Source organism: Salinicola sp. NYA28a (assembly GCF_976982775.1).
The window spans coordinates 2568207-2584485 of record NZ_OZ334582.1 but is presented as its reverse complement, the minus strand read 5'-3'; the positions used below and the strand labels follow the sequence as shown (position 1 = coordinate 2584485).

14 protein-coding genes are annotated in these 16279 nt (G+C 64.6%); 11 read left to right on the top strand and 3 right to left on the bottom strand.

What is annotated here, in order from left to right; genetic code table 11:
* Position 1: 1 nt before the first annotated feature.
* Positions 2-571, bottom strand: coding sequence for a Smr/MutS family protein (locus ACWHY3_RS11595; RefSeq protein ID WP_448126614.1), 570 nt, complete (start codon positions 569-571; stop codon positions 2-4).
* A gap of 156 nt (positions 572-727) precedes the next feature.
* Between ACWHY3_RS11595 and prmB the strand changes: the two genes are divergently transcribed.
* Both prmB and aroC read left to right on the top strand, forming a co-directional pair.
* Positions 728-1684: a 50S ribosomal protein L3 N(5)-glutamine methyltransferase gene (gene prmB, locus ACWHY3_RS11590; protein WP_448126613.1), complete on the top strand. Its 957-nt coding sequence runs from the start codon at positions 728-730 to the stop codon at positions 1682-1684.
* Positions 1685-1719: 35 nt separating this feature from the next.
* Complete coding sequence (gene aroC, locus ACWHY3_RS11585; protein ID WP_448126612.1) at positions 1720-2811, top strand: chorismate synthase; 1092 nt, start codon at positions 1720-1722, stop codon at positions 2809-2811.
* 230 nt (positions 2812-3041) lie between these two features.
* On the opposite strand, the gene ACWHY3_RS11580 is transcribed toward aroC, so the two are convergent.
* The gene (locus tag ACWHY3_RS11580; protein ID WP_448126611.1) at positions 3042-4301 is read right to left on the bottom strand and encodes a hypothetical protein; all 1260 of its coding nucleotides are present in this window, start codon (positions 4299-4301) and stop codon (positions 3042-3044) included.
* A 55-nt stretch (positions 4302-4356) separates the two neighbouring features.
* A complete protein-coding gene (locus ACWHY3_RS11575; RefSeq protein WP_448126610.1) occupies positions 4357-5256 on the bottom strand; it encodes a LysR family transcriptional regulator in 900 nt (299 codons plus the stop codon).
* Positions 5257-5469: 213 nt separating this feature from the next.
* Here ACWHY3_RS11575 and leuC point away from each other — a divergent pair, with 213 nt between their 5' ends.
* The 9 genes from leuC to trpB all read left to right on the top strand — a co-directional run bounded on the left by leuC (position 5470) and on the right by trpB (position 16278).
* Positions 5470-6918 (top strand): 3-isopropylmalate dehydratase large subunit, encoded by a 1449-nt coding sequence (leuC, locus tag ACWHY3_RS11570; RefSeq protein ID WP_303855454.1) that lies wholly within the window; start codon positions 5470-5472, stop codon positions 6916-6918.
* A 12-nt stretch (positions 6919-6930) separates the two neighbouring features.
* On the top strand, positions 6931-7575 hold the full coding sequence (gene leuD / locus ACWHY3_RS11565; RefSeq protein WP_448126609.1) for a 3-isopropylmalate dehydratase small subunit: 645 nt from the start codon (positions 6931-6933) through the stop codon (positions 7573-7575).
* Positions 7568-8344 carry a class I SAM-dependent methyltransferase gene (locus ACWHY3_RS11560; RefSeq protein WP_448126608.1) on the top strand — a complete coding sequence of 259 codons (777 nt, stop codon included), beginning with the start codon at positions 7568-7570 and terminating at the stop codon, positions 8342-8344. Before leuD ends, ACWHY3_RS11560 begins: the two co-directional genes overlap by 8 nt.
* Before the next feature lie 30 nt (positions 8345-8374).
* Positions 8375-9454, top strand: coding sequence for a 3-isopropylmalate dehydrogenase (leuB, locus tag ACWHY3_RS11555; protein WP_303855461.1), 1080 nt, complete (start codon positions 8375-8377; stop codon positions 9452-9454).
* Positions 9455-9711: 257 nt separating this feature from the next.
* On the top strand, positions 9712-10827 hold the full coding sequence (gene asd / locus ACWHY3_RS11550) for an aspartate-semialdehyde dehydrogenase (protein WP_448126607.1): 1116 nt from the start codon (positions 9712-9714) through the stop codon (positions 10825-10827).
* A gap of 147 nt (positions 10828-10974) precedes the next feature.
* Positions 10975-13332, top strand: a complete 2358-nt coding sequence (locus ACWHY3_RS11545; protein ID WP_448126606.1) for a type IV pilus assembly protein FimV — start codon at positions 10975-10977, stop codon at positions 13330-13332.
* A 24-nt stretch (positions 13333-13356) separates the two neighbouring features.
* On the top strand, positions 13357-14322 hold the full coding sequence (truA, locus tag ACWHY3_RS11540) for a tRNA pseudouridine(38-40) synthase TruA (RefSeq protein WP_448126605.1): 966 nt from the start codon (positions 13357-13359) through the stop codon (positions 14320-14322).
* Positions 14319-15053: a phosphoribosylanthranilate isomerase gene (locus ACWHY3_RS11535; RefSeq protein WP_087718972.1), complete on the top strand. Its 735-nt coding sequence runs from the start codon at positions 14319-14321 to the stop codon at positions 15051-15053. Before truA ends, ACWHY3_RS11535 begins: the two co-directional genes overlap by 4 nt.
* Positions 15054-15063: 10 nt before the next feature.
* Positions 15064-16278 (top strand): tryptophan synthase subunit beta, encoded by a 1215-nt coding sequence (gene trpB / locus ACWHY3_RS11530; protein WP_087718973.1) that lies wholly within the window; start codon positions 15064-15066, stop codon positions 16276-16278.
* Position 16279 lies beyond the last annotated feature (1 nt).

Below are 16279 nucleotides of genomic sequence, written 5' to 3'. Positions count from 1 at the left end.
GTCAGTCGCCGCGTGTGCGCAGCAGCACGTAGAGGGCGCCGGTGCCGCCATCGATCTCGCTCGCCGAGCAGAAGGCCAGCACCCGCGACCAGTTCTTGAGCCAGGTGTTGACGTGGCTCTTGATCACCGGGTAATCCGCGCCGCTACCGCGATAACCGCGTGCCTTGCCATGTACCACCAGCACGCAGCGAACCCGGCTGGCGATGGCGTCGTCGATGAACGATTCGAGCTCGGCACGGGCTTCGTCGAGGGTGTAGCCGTGAAGGTCGAGCCCGCCTTCCCAGGCGATGTGACCGCGCTTGAGCTGGGCAAAGGTTCGCGGTGGCAGATCCGGAATCGAGAATTCCAGGCGCTGATGCGGCGTGACCGCCTCGACGCCGCCGTCCGATAGCCGGGATTGCACGACTGGCGACGCCTGTTCGGCGGCTTCACGCCGCGCGTCGGCGTTGAGCGCGTCGCGTCGCGGGCGACCCGTGGCCGCGCGGTTGAGTCTGAGCCGCTGAACGCCGGCCGCTTCCAGTGCTTGGCGGAAGGCGTTGTGATCGTCGTCGTCGCTCGAGGAGTGGGTCATTGCCATTGTGCCTTTGCTGACCGCTGTCTTTGGCTTGAGTGATTCAGCGGGCGGAAGGGTAACCGATTCCGCGCGTCATGACATGGCCGGCTGTGAACGCGCGAGCCTTGCGCGTACAATCGTCGTCCGTTTTCCAGCCAGATGCGAGTTCCTTCCATGTCGCCACCGCAGTCGACCCTGACGCTAGCGGACGATGCCATCGTCGAAGACCTGTTCAGCGTGCGGGACTGCCTGCGCTGGGCCACCACCGAATTCCATGCCCATCGGCTGCATTTCGGCCATGGCACCGACAGCGCCTGGGACGAAGCGGTTGCCCTGGTGCTGGGCGCGCTGCATCTGCCGTGGGACATTGACCCGGCCGTGCTCGACGCGCGTCTGCTGGGCATCGAGCGGCGCCGGATCGTCGCGCTGGTGAGAAGCCGCATCGAGTCGCGTCGGCCGTTGCCCTACCTGCTCGGCGAGGCGTTTTTCGCCGGCTTCCCGTTCGAGGTCGACGAGCGGGTGCTGATTCCCCGTTCGCCCATCGCCGAGCTGATCGAGCAGGGCTTCTCGGCCTGGTTCGATGACCTGCCGCCGGCGCACGTGCTCGACCTGTGCACCGGCTCCGGCTGTATCGGCATTGCCACGGCGCTCTACCTGCCCACCTGCGAGGTGGATCTGGTCGATATCAGCGTGGAAGCGCTCGAGGTCGCCAAGGCGAATATCGTGCGTCATGATGTCGGGCGGCGCGTTCGCGCGGTGGCGTCCGACCTGTTCGAAGGCGTCGCGGGGCAGCATTACGATCTGATCGTCAGCAATCCGCCCTATGTCGACACTCGCGATCTGGCGGCCATGCCGGCGGAGTATCGTCACGAGCCCGATCTGGCGCTGGGCGCCGGTCGCGATGGCCTCGACATCGTCCGACGCATCCTGCGCGAAGCCCGCGCCTACCTGAACGACGGCGGCATGCTGATCGTCGAAGTGGGCAACTCCCAGCGTCATCTGGAGGCGGCTTTCCCGGAAGTGCCGTTCCTGTGGCTGGAGTTCGAACGCGGCGGGGAAGGGGTCTTTGCGCTGAGCGCCGAGGATCTCGATACCTACGCGGATCACTTCGCCGCGTCTCATCCGGCCTGAACCTGAATCTTTCTTCCCTTTCCTGAGGATCGCGCATGTCCGGCAACACCTTCGGCAAACTGTTCACCGTCACCACTTTCGGTGAGAGTCACGGCCCCGCGCTGGGTGCCATCGTCGACGGCTGCCCGCCGGGGCTCGAACTCAGCGAGGCGGATCTGCAGCGCGACCTGGACCGCCGTCGGCCAGGCTCGTCGCGCCATACCACCCAGCGCCGCGAGCCGGATCAGGTCCGGATCCTCTCCGGCGTGTTCGAGGGCCGCACCACGGGCACGCCGATCGGACTGCTGATCGAGAACACCGATCAGCGCTCCAAGGACTACTCCAAGATCGCCGAGCAGTTCCGCCCGGCCCACGCCGATTACACCTATCACCACAAGTACGGCATTCGCGACTATCGCGGTGGTGGCCGCTCCAGCGCCCGCGAGACCGCCATGCGCGTTGCCGCCGGCGCCATCGCCAAATCATGGCTCGCACGGCAGGGTATCCGGGTGCGTGGTTACATGAGCCAGCTCGGCCCCATCGCGATCGGCTTCAAGGGATGGGAGGGCGTCGATGACAATCCGTTCTTCTGCCCGGATCCGGACAAGCTGCCGGAACTCGAGGCCTACATGGATCAGCTGCGCCGTGACCAGGACTCGGTGGGCGCCAGGATCACGGTCGTCGCCGAAGGCGTGCCGGTGGGGCTGGGCGAGCCGGTCTTCGATCGTCTGGATGCCGATCTGGCCCACGGGCTGATGAGCATCAACGCGGTGAAGGGCGTCGAGATCGGCGACGGTTTTGATGTGGTGACCCAGCGTGGCACCGAGCATCGCGATGAAATGACGCCGGCAGGGTTCCTGTCCAATCACGCTGGCGGTGTGCTCGGCGGCATCTCCAGCGGCCAGCCCATCGTCGCGCATCTGGCGCTCAAGCCGACCTCCAGCATCACCCAGCCGGGGCGTTCGATCGACATTCACGGCGAGCCGGTGGAGGTCGTCACCAAGGGGCGTCACGATCCCTGTGTCGGTATCCGCGCCACGCCGATCGCCGAGGCGATGATGGCGCTGACGCTGATGGATCACCTGCTGCGCCATCGTGCCCAGAACGGCGACGTTCGCGTCGACACGCCGCGCCTCGGACTTGTCTGAGAACTGGCTGCGCTCGGCCATGCAGCGTTATAAATCGACTCGGCATGCTCATTGACACCAGTAAACTACGCTGCCTCGTCGATTTTGATTCGCTACGCTCACCCTTCGGGCCAGCCTTCGGCCGTTACTCCCTACGGTCGTTGCGCCTTGCCTGACCATCGCTCGCCGAGTTCCTCCGTGTTCAAAATTTTTCAAGAGGGTTCCTCGGAGCTATTGGTACGACAAAATCGTCACATCGATGAATCCCTATCCTCCTGCTGCCTGTCTCGCTGTTGGCGCTCCTTGACCTTGCGCTGGCGCAACTGCTGGCGGTAGCCATAGGTGGCGCCGCGGATCGTCTCGTCGCTCTCCAGGCTCGACCCGAGTGCGCCGGCCACGGTCGCCACCGATGTCGCCAGCCAGGCCAGCGCCGGAAAGGCGAGCCAGCCGACCGATCGGCCGACCGTCGACTCCAGCAGGCTGGCGGGAACGAACAACACGACCGCCACCAGAAACAGCGCGAAGAGGATGACGTAATAGCACGCCACGCCCGCCAGTAGCGTCATGACCGTGGTCAGATTGTAGAACCGGGTCAACCGGGCGTTGTGGGTATAGTGCTGTGGTTCCCATAAGCCGTGATCGAGGATCAACCAGACGATCATGGCGACGATCGCGGCGATCATCAGGGCGACGAAGCGATAGAGTTCATAGGCAGCGCTGAGTTTCCACAGCGTCGGGAAGATCAGCCCGTAAGCCCCGGTGGCGAAGGCGACCGCGACGATCCGCCGGAACGCGGGCAGGATCGTCCAGGGGCGGTTCGCTCTGACCATGCCGCCCAGCAGCTTGGCGTAGCCCGGCCACTTGGTGGCACTGACGAAACGGACGTCGACGTTCTTCTCGCTGTCATCGGCTGGTGTGACACGTTTTATCGGCACCAGGCGCTCGAAGAGCCGCGAACCCATCAGCTCGCGGGCGTTGCTGTTACGGAGACCGCTCTGCTCGCGGGCCTCGCGTCCGTCCTCCATGTGCTGCTGCTGGCGTTCACGGTCGTGGCGGTCGCTGCCGTGATGCATCTCGTTGACCAGGTGCAGGATCGCCTCCCGCAGGCGCTGCCTCAGGGGCGAGATGCCCAATGCCGGCAGGGAGATGATCGCGACGCCCAGGTTTTCGCTGGCTTCCGCCAGCGCCATGCGATCGCCACGCAGCAGCGGCAGGTCGGTGATGCAGACCGCGTAATCCCAGCCGTTGGCTCGCTTGATGTTTTCGCCCTGCTCGATGACGTCGGCGGTCGAGTCGTCGGCGCCGATCAGCGGATCGGTGAGGCAGTCGACCCGCCACTGGTGACGATCGTCGGTATGGCGTGCGAGCAGTTCGGGAAGCTCGTCGGCGATGAGATTGGCGGTCCGCTCCGGCAGTTCCGGCGCCGGGACCAGGCCCAGACGCAGGGTGCTTGAGGGAGTGTCCTGCTGTCGTGCCGATTTCCGGGGCCTGCCCTGGTCTTCCTGCTCCATGGGTGACTGCTCCTTGATCCGAGTCCGCGACTGAACGTGCCCTGGGCGGGCGTGACTAAGCGTAGTCGCTTCGTGGGACTTCGGCGGCCCTGAGCGCGTCGAGTTCCGCGATCATCGCGCGCCCGGCGTTGGAGAGCGTGCGCTGTTTGTGCACCAGATAGCCCAGCCGGCGCTCGATGGGCGGGTGCGCCACAGGCAGTACCGCGATGTCGTCGTCGACCATGCTTTCCGGCAGCACGCTCCAGCCCAGCCCGATACCCGCCATCATCTTCAGTGTCTCCAGGTAATTGGTGGAAAGCGCCACATCGATGGTCAATCCCGCGCGACTGAACGATCCCACCACGATATCGCGAGTGAAAGTGAGCGGCCCCGGCAGCACCGCCGGATAGTCCACCAGCGTCGACAGCGGCAGCTCGCCGCGTGCCGCCAGAGGATGGTCGGGCGCGGCGACGAAGCGCAATCGATCGATCCACACCGGTACCGATTCCACCTGCGGATTGGGCTGTGGTGACAGCGTCACCACAGCCAGTTCGATCTCGCCGGCGACGACGCCGTGGTAGGCCTGTTCGGAATCGAGGAAGCGCAGATCCAGGTCGACGTCCGGGTAACGCTGGGTGAAAGCCTTGAGTACCGGAGGAAGCCGGTGCAGGCCGACATGGTGGCTAGTGGCGAGCGTCAGGCTGCCTTCGACGCTGCCGCTCAGGTTGCTCAGTGTGCGCCGGCTGTCCTCTACCAGCTGCAGGATCTGGCGGGCGCGGGGCAGCAGCAGCCGGCCTGCTTCGGTCAGGCTGACGCGGCGATTGATGCGGTCGAAGAGCTTGGCGCCGGTCTGATGTTCCAGCGTGGCGATGCGCTTGCTGATGGCCGGCTGGGTGAGGTGCAGTTGCTCGCCGGCGAGCGAAAACGACGTCGTATCGGCGACCGCGATGAAGGCTTGCAGGCTCTGGGTGTCCATGGCGTCGTTCGCTTTCCGTCCGAGGCATTGATGAATTATGAATCAATGAATTCTATTATGGAATCCAAAGCATAATCAAGATGAATTGATTTTATGCATGACGGCACCGTATCTTGGTCGCACACCATTCGCGAGGCGCTGTCACGGCGTCGCGATTCGCAAGCGTTACGTCACCAAGCTGCCTCAGACAGCGTGACGGAGGAGATAACACACATGGCAAGCCAGACGCTCTACGACAAACTCTGGGCGCAGCACCTGGTGACTCAGCGCGACGACGGTTCGGCGCTGATCTACATCGATCGTCATCTGCTGCACGAAGTCACCTCGCCGCAGGCGTTCGAAGGGCTGCGTCTGGCCGGCCGCAAGCCGTGGCGCCGCGATGCCAACCTGGCGACGCCGGACCACAACGTGCCGACCACGCTCAAGGAGCGCAGCGCCGGTAACGCCGGGATTCTCGACGATGTCTCGCGCATTCAGGTGGAAACCCTGGATGCCAACTGCGAGAGCTTCGACATCGAGGAGTTCCGCATCAACGACGAGCGCCAGGGCATCGTTCACGTGGTCGGGCCGGAGCAGGGTGCGACGCTGCCGGGGATGACCGTGGTCTGCGGCGATTCCCACACCGCGACCCACGGCGCCTTCGCTGCGCTTTCCCACGGCATCGGCACGTCCGAGGTCGAGCACGTGCTCGCCACCCAGTGCCTGATCGCCCAGAAGATGAAGAACATGCAGGTGCGTGTCGAGGGCAAGCTGGGCCTCGGCGTCACCGCCAAGGATATCGTGCTGGCGATCATCGGCCGTATCGGCACCGCTGGCGGCACCGGATACGCCATCGAGTTTGCCGGCAGCGCGATCCGCGAGCTTTCCATGGAAGGCCGCATGACGATCTGCAACATGGCGATCGAAGCTGGCGCCCGCGTGGGGCTGGTGGCGGTGGATGACACCACGATCGATTACCTGAAGGGTCGCCCCTATGCACCGACTGCCGAGCAGTGGCCGGCGGCGGTCGAAGCCTGGCGTGATCTGGTCTCCGACGACGGCGCGCACTTCGACAAGGTCGTCGAACTCGACGCCGCCGAGATCGAGCCACAGGTGACCTGGGGCACTAGCCCGGAAATGGTCGCCAACGTTTCCGCCGCGGTGCCCGATCCGGCCAGTGCCGATGATGAGACCGTCACTCAGGGCATGACGCGTGCGCTGGAGTACATGGGGCTCAGCGCCGGGCAGAAGATCACCGATATCCGGCTCGACAAGGTGTTCATCGGCTCCTGCACCAACTCGCGGATCGAGGATCTGCGCGAAGCCGCCAAGGTCGCCCGGGGGCGCAAGGTCGCCGACAACATCCAGCTGGCGATGGTGGTGCCGGGCTCCGGGCTGGTGAAGCGGTTGGCCGAAGCCGAAGGGCTCGACAAGGTCTTCATCGAAGCGGGCTTCGAGTGGCGCGAGCCGGGCTGCTCGATGTGTCTGGCGATGAACGCCGACAAGCTGGGCGCCGGCGAGCGTTGCGCATCGACCTCCAATCGCAACTTCGAGGGGCGTCAGGGTTATGGCGGGCGTACACACCTGGTGAGCCCGGCAATGGCGGCGGCCGCCGCCATCGAAGGTCACTTCGTGGATGTCCGAAGCTATGACTATGATCGCGCCGATGCGATGAGTGCCTAAGGAGGCCAGACGATGAAAAAGTTCGAACGCCTGCAGGGTCTGGTCGCGCCGCTGGATCGCGCCAATGTCGATACCGACCTGATCATTCCCAAACAATTTCTGAAGTCGATCAAGCGTACCGGCTTCGGCCCCAACCTGTTCGACGAGTTGCGCTATCTCGACGAAGGTTATCCGGGCCAGGACGCCTCCAATCGTCCGCTCAATCCGGATTTCGTGCTCAATCAGTCACGCTATCGCGACGCGCAGGTGCTGCTGGCACGGCGCAATTTCGGCTGCGGCAGCTCGCGCGAGCATGCCCCTTGGGCGCTGGACGATTTCGGCTTCCGCGTGGTGATCGCGCCGAGCTTCGCCGATATCTTCTACAACAACTCGTTCAAGAACGGCATCTTGCTGATCACGCTCGACGAGGCGACGGTGGACCGGCTGTTCCAGGAAACGGAAGCCAACGAAGGTTATCGTCTCGATATCGATCTCGAAGGACAGCAGGTGATCACGCCGAACGGCGAGGCGATTCCGTTCGAGGTCGATGCGTTCCGCAAGCACTGCCTGCTGGAAGGTCTCGACGATATCGGTCTGACGCTCGAGCAGTCCGGCGCCATCCGCGACTATGAAAGCCGTCATCGTGCGGCGAATCCGTGGCTGTTCCGCGATGCGTGATTCGGGCAGGCGTGGCGGCCACAGCGATGTGGTAGAACGCCAGTTCGGCGGTCAGGCGGGCGCCTATCTGTCGAGCCAGGTGCACGCCCAGGGCGCCGAGTTCGCCCAGTTGCGGGAGCGTGTCGCAAGGCTCGACGCGCCCCGCGTGCTGGATCTCGGTTGCGGCGCGGGGCATGTCAGCTTTCAGGTCGCCGATCTGGCAGCGGAGGTCGTGGCTTATGATCTCTCGCCGCGAATGCTCGAGGTGGTCGGCGAGGCGACCCGCGAGCGCGGCTTCGGCAATATCCGCACGGTGCAGGGCGTCGCCGAGTCGCTGCCGTTCGCCGACGATAGTTTCGATGTCGTCTGTAGCCGTTTCTCCGCCCATCACTGGAGCGACCTGGGGCTGGCGCTGCGCGAGGCGAGGCGCGTCCTCAAGCCCGGCGGGCTGGCGGCGTTCATCGACGTCGCCGCTTCCGAGCAGCCGCTGTTCGACAGCTTTCTGCAGACCGTCGAGATGCTGCGGGATACCAGTCATGTACGCGACTACGCGCCGAGTGAGTGGGCGCAGATGGTTGGCGAGGCCGGGCTCGTGGTGACGGCCAGTTCGCGCCAGCGACTGCGGCTGGATTTCGATACCTGGATTGCGCGAATGCGTACGCCCGACGTCATGCGCGACGCGATCCGTCATCTGCAGCAGCAGGTGGGTCAGGAAGTCCGCGATGCCTTCGAGATCGGCGATGATGGCTCCTTCACCACGGACATGCTGGTGCTGTGGGCCACGAAGTGACAAGTCAAGGAACACGTTCGAGGAAAATGCATGAGCAAGAAGATTCTGGTGTTGCCCGGCGATGGCATCGGCCCGGAAATCACCGCCGAGGCGGTCAAGATCCTGAATGCCTGCCGTGAGGCGGGGCTGGACGCCGAGCTGGAAGAGGCGCTGGTCGGCGGCGCCGGTTTTGATGCCGAGGGGCATCCGTTGCCCGAGTCCACGCTGGCAAAAGCCAAGGCCGCCGATGCGATCCTGCTCGGCGCCGTGGGCGGCCCCAAGTGGGATACGCTGGAAGATCTGAGCAAGCGTCCCGAAAAGGGGCTGCTGGGGCTGCGCAAGAACCTCAACCTGTTCGGCAACCTGCGCCCGGCGCTGCTCTATCCGCAGCTGGCCGAGGCGTCGACGCTGAAGCCGGAAGTCGTCTCCGGGCTCGATATCATGATCGTGCGCGAGCTGACCGGCGGTATCTATTTCGGCCAGCCGCGCGGCATCGAGGAGCGCGACGGTGAGCGGGTCGGGTTCAATACCTACGTCTACTCCGAGTCCGAGATCGAGCGCATCGGTCGCGTCGCCTTCGAGATGGCGCAGAAGCGGGGCAAGAAGCTCTGCTCGGTGGACAAGGCCAACGTGCTGGAAGTCACCATCCTGTGGCGCGAAGTGATGAATCGGCTGGCCCCGGAATACCCGGACGTCGAGCTGTCGCACATGTACGTCGACAACGCCGCGATGCAGCTGGTGCGCGCGCCCAAGCAGTTTGATGTGGTGGTGACCGGCAACATGTTCGGCGACATTCTGTCCGATGCGGCGGCCATGCTCACCGGTTCGATCGGCATGCTGCCGTCCGCGTCGCTCAACGAGAAGCAGCAGGGCATGTACGAGCCGTGTCACGGCAGCGCGCCGGATATCGCAGGCCAAGGCCTCGCCAACCCGCTGGCGACGATTCTGTCGGTGGCGATGATGCTGCGCTACTCGCTGGGCGAGCCGGCGCTGGCCGATCGTATCGAGCGCGCCGTGGGCAAGGTGCTGGATCAGGGCCTACGCACCGCGGACATAGCCTATCCGGGCACCCGCCAGGTTTCCACCAGCGAAATGGGCGACGCGGTGCTGGCGGCTTTTGCCGAGTCCTGAGCCGAATGCGCTAAACTGGTATCATTCACGTCTTCACTTGCTGATGATGCGACGACCAAAATGGGTCGTCGTGTCACATCCATAGTTACTAAAAGTGCCAGTTGGATCGGCGAGCGGAGTCAAGCGCGAGGCGCACGGAGCGCAGGATCCCGAGCATATGGGCTATATGTGAGGTTTCCGAGCACCGCGCAACGAAGCGATTGATCCGCGTAGCCATTCAAATGGTGCTTTTTCTAAAAAATTCGGGGTACGCCATTATGTTGAAAGTCGGATTCGTCGGCTGGCGCGGTATGGTCGGTTCCGTGCTGATGCAACGGATGCTGGACGACAATGATTTCGCCGGGCTCGAGCCGGTCTTCTTCTCCACCTCCCAGGCCGGTCAGGCCGGGCCGGGTATCGGCGTCGAAGTGCCGGCGCTTAAGGATGCCAACGACATCGAATCGCTCAAGGCGATGGACGTGATCGTGACGTGCCAGGGAGGTGACTACACCAGCGCAGTCTATAAGCCGCTGCGTCAGGCTGGCTGGAAGGGCTACTGGATCGATGCGGCCAGTACCCTGCGCATGGCGGACGAGTCGACCATCGTGCTCGATCCGGTCAACCGTCACGTGATCGATGCCCAGCTGGCCAAGGGCGCCAAGACCTTCGTCGGCGGCAACTGCACCGTGAGCCTGATGTTGATGGGCCTGGGCGGGCTGTTCGAGGCCGACCTGGTCGAGTGGATGACCTCCATGACCTATCAGGCCGCTTCCGGTTCCGGCGCCAAGCACATGCGCGAACTGCTGTCTCAGATGGGCTCGCTGCACTCGGCCGTCGCTACTGATCTCGCCACGCCGTCCAGCGCCATTCTCGACATCGATCGCGACGTTACCGCTCGCATGCGCAGCGGCGAGTTCCCGGTCGACAACTTCGGCGCGCCGCTGGCCGGCAGCCTGTTGCCGTGGATCGACAAGGCGATGGACAACGGCCAGAGCAAGGAAGAGTGGAAAGGCGGCGTCGAGACCAACAAGATTCTGGCGACCGGCGACAACCCGGTTCCCATCGACGGTCTCTGCGTGCGGATCGGCGCGATGCGTTCGCACAGCCAGGCATTCACCATCAAGCTCAAGCAGGACGTGCCGCTCGACGAGATCGAGGATCGGCTGGCCAAGCACAACGACTGGGTCCAGGTCGTGCCCAACGACAAGGACGAGACGTTGAAGCATCTGACGCCGGCGGCCGTCAGCGGCACCCTGACGATCCCGGTGGGCCGCTTGCGCAAGCTGGCCATGGGCGGCGAATATCTCACCGCGTTCAGCGTCGGCGACCAGCTGCTGTGGGGCGCCGCCGAGCCGCTGAAGCGCATGCTCAAGATCCTCCGCGAACAAGCCTGAGCATCACGCCGGCATGAGTTGCCCGAGCCCTGCCTGTGTCCACTGGCAGGGCTCTTTGCTATTCAGGCCGTGGCGCCATATTCAAGTTTATCCAGTCCTTGCCGATGAGTGAGTCGAGGCTTACCCCAATTCGTCGGCGAGGAAACCATGCGGCAACGGCTTACAACGATCACCGGCGGGCTCTGCCTGGTGCTTGCCTCGTCGGTCCATGCCCTCGGCATCGGCGATCCACAGCAGGTATCACCGCTCAACCGGCCGCTGCACGTGGTGCTGCCCCTGACCGATGGAAGCGGCCTCGAGGCCTCGCAGATATCGGTAGCCGTTGCCGATGACGCGGCTTACCGGCAATCCGGATTGTCCCGCAGCCCCTTGGTGGACGCGCTGTCGGCCAAGGTCGTGCGCCGTGACGGCGATCTGGCACTGATTCTCGATAGCTCGCGCCGCGTGCGGGAGCCGTTTCTCGATCTGCTGCTGGTGGTGACCTGGCCAGGCGGTCAGTGGCGGCGCGATGTATCGCTGCTGTTCGACCCCGTCGACTACGCCAGTTCGCAGCCACTGCTGAATGGCGATCGCGATCCCGCGTCGGGATATCCGGTAGCGCGGGGCGTGGTAACGCAGGCCACGGCGATGCGAAGCTCTGCTGCCGGGCCTGCCGACGCCGTCGAACCAGCATTGAGCGATCCGCCCGCATGGCCCACACAAGTCACCGTTCGCCCCGGCGATTCACTATCCACCCTGGCGGCTTCACTGTTGCCTCGAACCGGGGTTGGCCGCCAGCCGCTGATGCTGGCCCTGTATCGCTCCAACCCCGGCGCCTTCATCGAGGGAGACGTCGATCGGCTGCGGGCTGGCGTCAGCCTGGAAGTGCCCGCAATCGCGGCCGTGACCGATATCTCGCCATGGGAGGCGGCATCCCGGCTCGGCGAGCTCGCCCGTCAAACGGATGACGGGCGCCCGATGATCGATATCGTGGCGCGCGCTGCGGCTTCGGAGGCGTCCGACCCCGATCGGCTCGCTGCACTGACACAACAGTTAGCCGACCTGACTGCCATCACCGAACGCCAACGCGCGACGATTGCTGCGTTGCAATCCGAGCGTGACGCGCTGCAGGGCGCGCTCGCGGCCGTCTCTGAGCCATCCACGACGGCAACAAACGCAAACAATGCAAACGCAACCGATGGCGCCTCTGGGCAGGAAAGCGTGCAGAGCGGCACGCCTGTCGTCAGTGCTGTCGCCATTGCGGCTGCGCAGGCCGCGGCCCCGGCGCCTTCCCGCGCGGAGCCGCCCGAGACCGCTGCCAGCGAAAAGACCGTAACGGCATCGACCGGGCCGGCGCCCGCGTCGTCACCTTCGCTATGGCAGCGGCTGCTGGGGCATCTCGACTGGATCGGCGGCGGAGTCCTGATCGTCCTGCTGTTGCTGTGGATCTGGGAGCGACGCCGCCGTCGTGAAGTTCACGAAGTTGTCGAACCTGTCGATGAGCAGAGGGCGGAGGCCGCCGAGCCGTTCCCGCTGGCGGCCAGTCGCCAGGCCGCGGCATCGATAGCGCCGCGCCGGCCGCTGCCGGAAGTGGATGTCGACTCGGTCTCGATCAGCCAGGCGGATATCTTCATGGCTTATGGACGCCATGCCGAGGCGCGCGACTGGCTGCGCCAGCAACTGGCCCAAAAAGAGAATGCGCAATTTCGCCTGGGGCTGTTGAGAGCGTTGGGCGAGTTACGTGACATGGACGCGCTGGAACAGGCGCTCGCCGGCTTTGGTGACGACGCCACGCCCGAACAGCGCCGGGAAGGGCAGGCTCTGGTCGATGATTATCGTGCCCGCTACGTCGAGGAGAGCTGGCAGGAGGCGACCGGCGAAACGGAAGAGGAGGGCGAGACGGCCCCGCAGGATACGGTGGAGGATGTCGACGCGTTGTTCGAGTCGCAGGCCAGTCAGGTCGAGTCCGGCGCAGTTCGTGACGAGGCCGATGAGGTGCGTACCAATACCGATGAGGTTCGGCCCGAGACCGACGCGGTGCGTGACGAGACCGATGAGCCCGCCGTGCGTTCGGAAGCCTCGTCCCCGGCTGAATCCGCTTCCCGGACCAATTCCATGTCGGTGCTGTTCGATGACGATCTGACACCGTCTGCCGAGTCTTCGACGACATCTTCGGCCCTCACCCATATCGACTACGAAGCCCCAAAGCTGGAACTGGACGCCGAGCGGAGCGTGATCGCATCGCCGGCGGATTCGGCATCCTCTTCGCTGGAAGACGGGAACGAGACCTCGTCGCTGACGATGCCGGACATCGATTTTTCCGCCCTCTCGCTGGAATCAACGAGCGAGATGGCACCAGACGGCGGGTCTTGGGCGGACACGGGCAGCGATCGTCCCGAGGTGCCGGATGTCGCTTCGCCGGCGCGTAGCGGCGAGACGCGTGACACGCTTCGGGAAGTTCCTGCGGGGTGGGATGTCGAGGAGGTGGAATTCGAGCCGTCGCATCGGGATAATGGGCGCCCCTAACGACTTTGGGCTGCACAGGTTTCGATGGCGTTTTTCTCCCGGCAGGACGACAACCAGCCGCTCAGCGGTCGCTTGGCCCTCGGCGTCGAGTATGACGGTACGCGTTACTGTGGCTGGCAGCGGTTGCGCCATGCCGACTCGGTGCAGGGCGCGCTCGAGGCGGCATTGAGCAAGATCGCCGCCACGCCCGTGCGTGTGCTCTGCAGCGGCCGCACCGATAGCGGCGTCCATGCCACGCGCCAGATCGTTCATTTCGATGCGCCGGTGGTGCGTACCCAGAAAGCCTGGCTGTTCGGCGCCAATGCCCAGTTGCCGCGCGATATCGCGGTACGCTGGCTGACGCCGGTTTCCGACGATTTTCACGCTCGCTTTTCGGCCCTGGCAAGACGTTACCGCTATATCATCCTCAACCAGCCGACGCGCCCGGTGATGGAGCGTCACAATGTGACCTGGTGTCGCGAGCCGCTGGATGCGGAGCGCATGCATCGCGCCGCCCAGGCATTGGTCGGCGAGCATGATTTCTCCAGCTACCGGGCCGCCGGCTGTCAGTCGAAGGTGCCGATTCGTCATCTGCATTTCATCGACGTCCGCCGTTTCGGGCCGATCGTGATGATCGATGTTCAGGCCAACGCCTTTCTTCATCACATGATTCGCAACATCGCTGGCGTACTGATGGCGGTCGGCCGGGGGAATGAGGACGAGGCGTACCCCGCGCGGCTGTTGTCGCTCAGGGATCGCAAGTCGGGCAACGTGACGGCGCCGGCCTGCGGCCTGCATTTCGTCGATGTGCGCTTCGATGAGCGCTTCGCGCTGCCGGAAGAACCGGTGGGCCCGCACCTGCTATCCTTTCTCGGTGAATGGACCGGTGAACGTGGCGAAATCCCGGATACGCCGCTGATGCGCCGCCGTCGCGTGTGGCCGAAATGGATCGATGATCAGGGCCGGGTAGTCGATCAGCCTCCCCAGGCCTGCTTGGAGACCACGTCATGAATCCCGTCAGGATCAAGATCTGCGGTTTGACCCGTCGTGAAGACATCGCGGCGGCCGTTGCCAGCGGGGCCGATGCACTCGGCTTCGTGATGTGGCCGGGAAGCGCGCGCGCGCTCGATCTCGATACGCTCGCGTCGCTCAGCGCCTCGGTGTCGCCGTTCGTGACACGTGTGGGGCTGTTCGTCGGCCCGAGCGTGGCCGATGTCGAGATGTGTCTGCCTTATCTCGACCTGCTACAGTTCCATGGTGACGAGTCGCCCGAATTCTGCGCGCGTTTCGGCAAGCCCTGGATCAAGGCGCTGCGCATGCACGATGATATCGATCTGCAGGCAGCAGTCGATACCTACGCCGGTGCCGGCGCGCTGCTGCTCGATGCCTATCGCCCCGGCGTGCCCGGTGGCACCGGGAAAACCTTCGACTGGCAGCGTATCCCGGCGGATCTGGCGAAACCCGTCATTCTCGCCGGCGGCCTGACGCCGGACAACGTCGCCGACGCCGTGGCGCAGGTACGACCCTATGCGGTCGATGTCTCCGGCGGCGTTGAAGCGATGCACCCTGTCGACACGTCTTCCGTGGCGTCGTCGCCTGAGACGGGCACGCGAAAGGGAATCAAGGATGCCTCTCGCATCCGAGCCTTCTGCGAACGCGTACAGGCGATGAACGTTTCGCTCGCGTCGGCACCGTCCAGTGCCGATCCAGTCACGTCCCATTCATCCACCGCCACATCATGAGGGTCCCTTCGTGAGCCGATTCCACGATTTGACGCAACTGCCGGATGCTCGCGGCCACTTCGGTCCTTACGGTGGCCGCTTCGTTTCCGAGACCTTGAGTTTCGCTCTCGAAGAGCTCGAAAACATCTATGCGAGTCTCAAGAACGATCCCGAATTCCAGGCGGAGTTCGACTATGACCTGAAGCATTACGTCGGCCGGCCGTCGCCGCTCTACCACGCCGAACGCTGGTCGCGCGAGATCGGTGGTGCGCAGATCTGGCTCAAGCGCGAGGATCTGAATCACACCGGCGCGCACAAGGTGAACAACACCATCGGTCAGGCGCTGCTGGCCAAGAAGGCCGGCAAGCCGCGCGTGATCGCCGAGACCGGTGCCGGTCAGCACGGCGTCGCCACGGCGACGGTTGCCGCGCGCCTGGGGCTGAAGTGCGAGATCTACATGGGCGCCGAGGACGTCGAGCGCCAGAAGCTGAACGTCTACCGCATGCATCTGCTGGGCGCCAAGGTGGTGCCGGTGGAGTCCGGCTCGCGCACGCTCAAGGATGCCATGAACGAGGCGCTGCGCGACTGGGTCACCAACGTCGACGACACCTTCTACATCATCGGCACGGTGGCGGGTCCGCACCCCTATCCGATGCTGGTGCGCGATTTCAGCGCAGTCGTCGGCCGCGAGGCGCGTCGTCAGTCGCTCGAGCAGATCGGTCGGTTGCCCGACGCGCTGGTGGCCTGCGTCGGCGGTGGTTCCAACGCCATGGGCCTGTTCTATCCGTTCGTCGAGGATGACGATGTCGCCATGTACGGCGTCGAGGCCGGTGGTGAAGGCGTCGCCACCGGGCGCCACGCCGCGCCGCTGACCGCCAATGCGCCTCGCGGCGTGCTCCACGGCAACCGGACCTACCTGATGTCCGACGAGGGCGGGCAGGTCGCTGACACGCAGTCGATCTCCGCCGGTCTCGACTATCCCGGCGTCGGCCCCGAGCACGCGCTGTGGAAGGATGTCGGTCGCGTGCGCTACGTGGCGGCGGACGACAACGAGGTGCTGGCGGCCTTCCGTGAGCTGACGCTCGTTGAAGGCATCATGCCGGCGCTGGAGTCGTCGCATGCCCTGGCTCACGCCAAGAAGCTGGCAGGGGAGATGTCCCCGGAGCAGCATATCGTCGTCAACCTGTCCGGGCGTGGTGACAAGGATATCCATACCGTCGCCAAACTCGACGGAATCGAATTTTGAC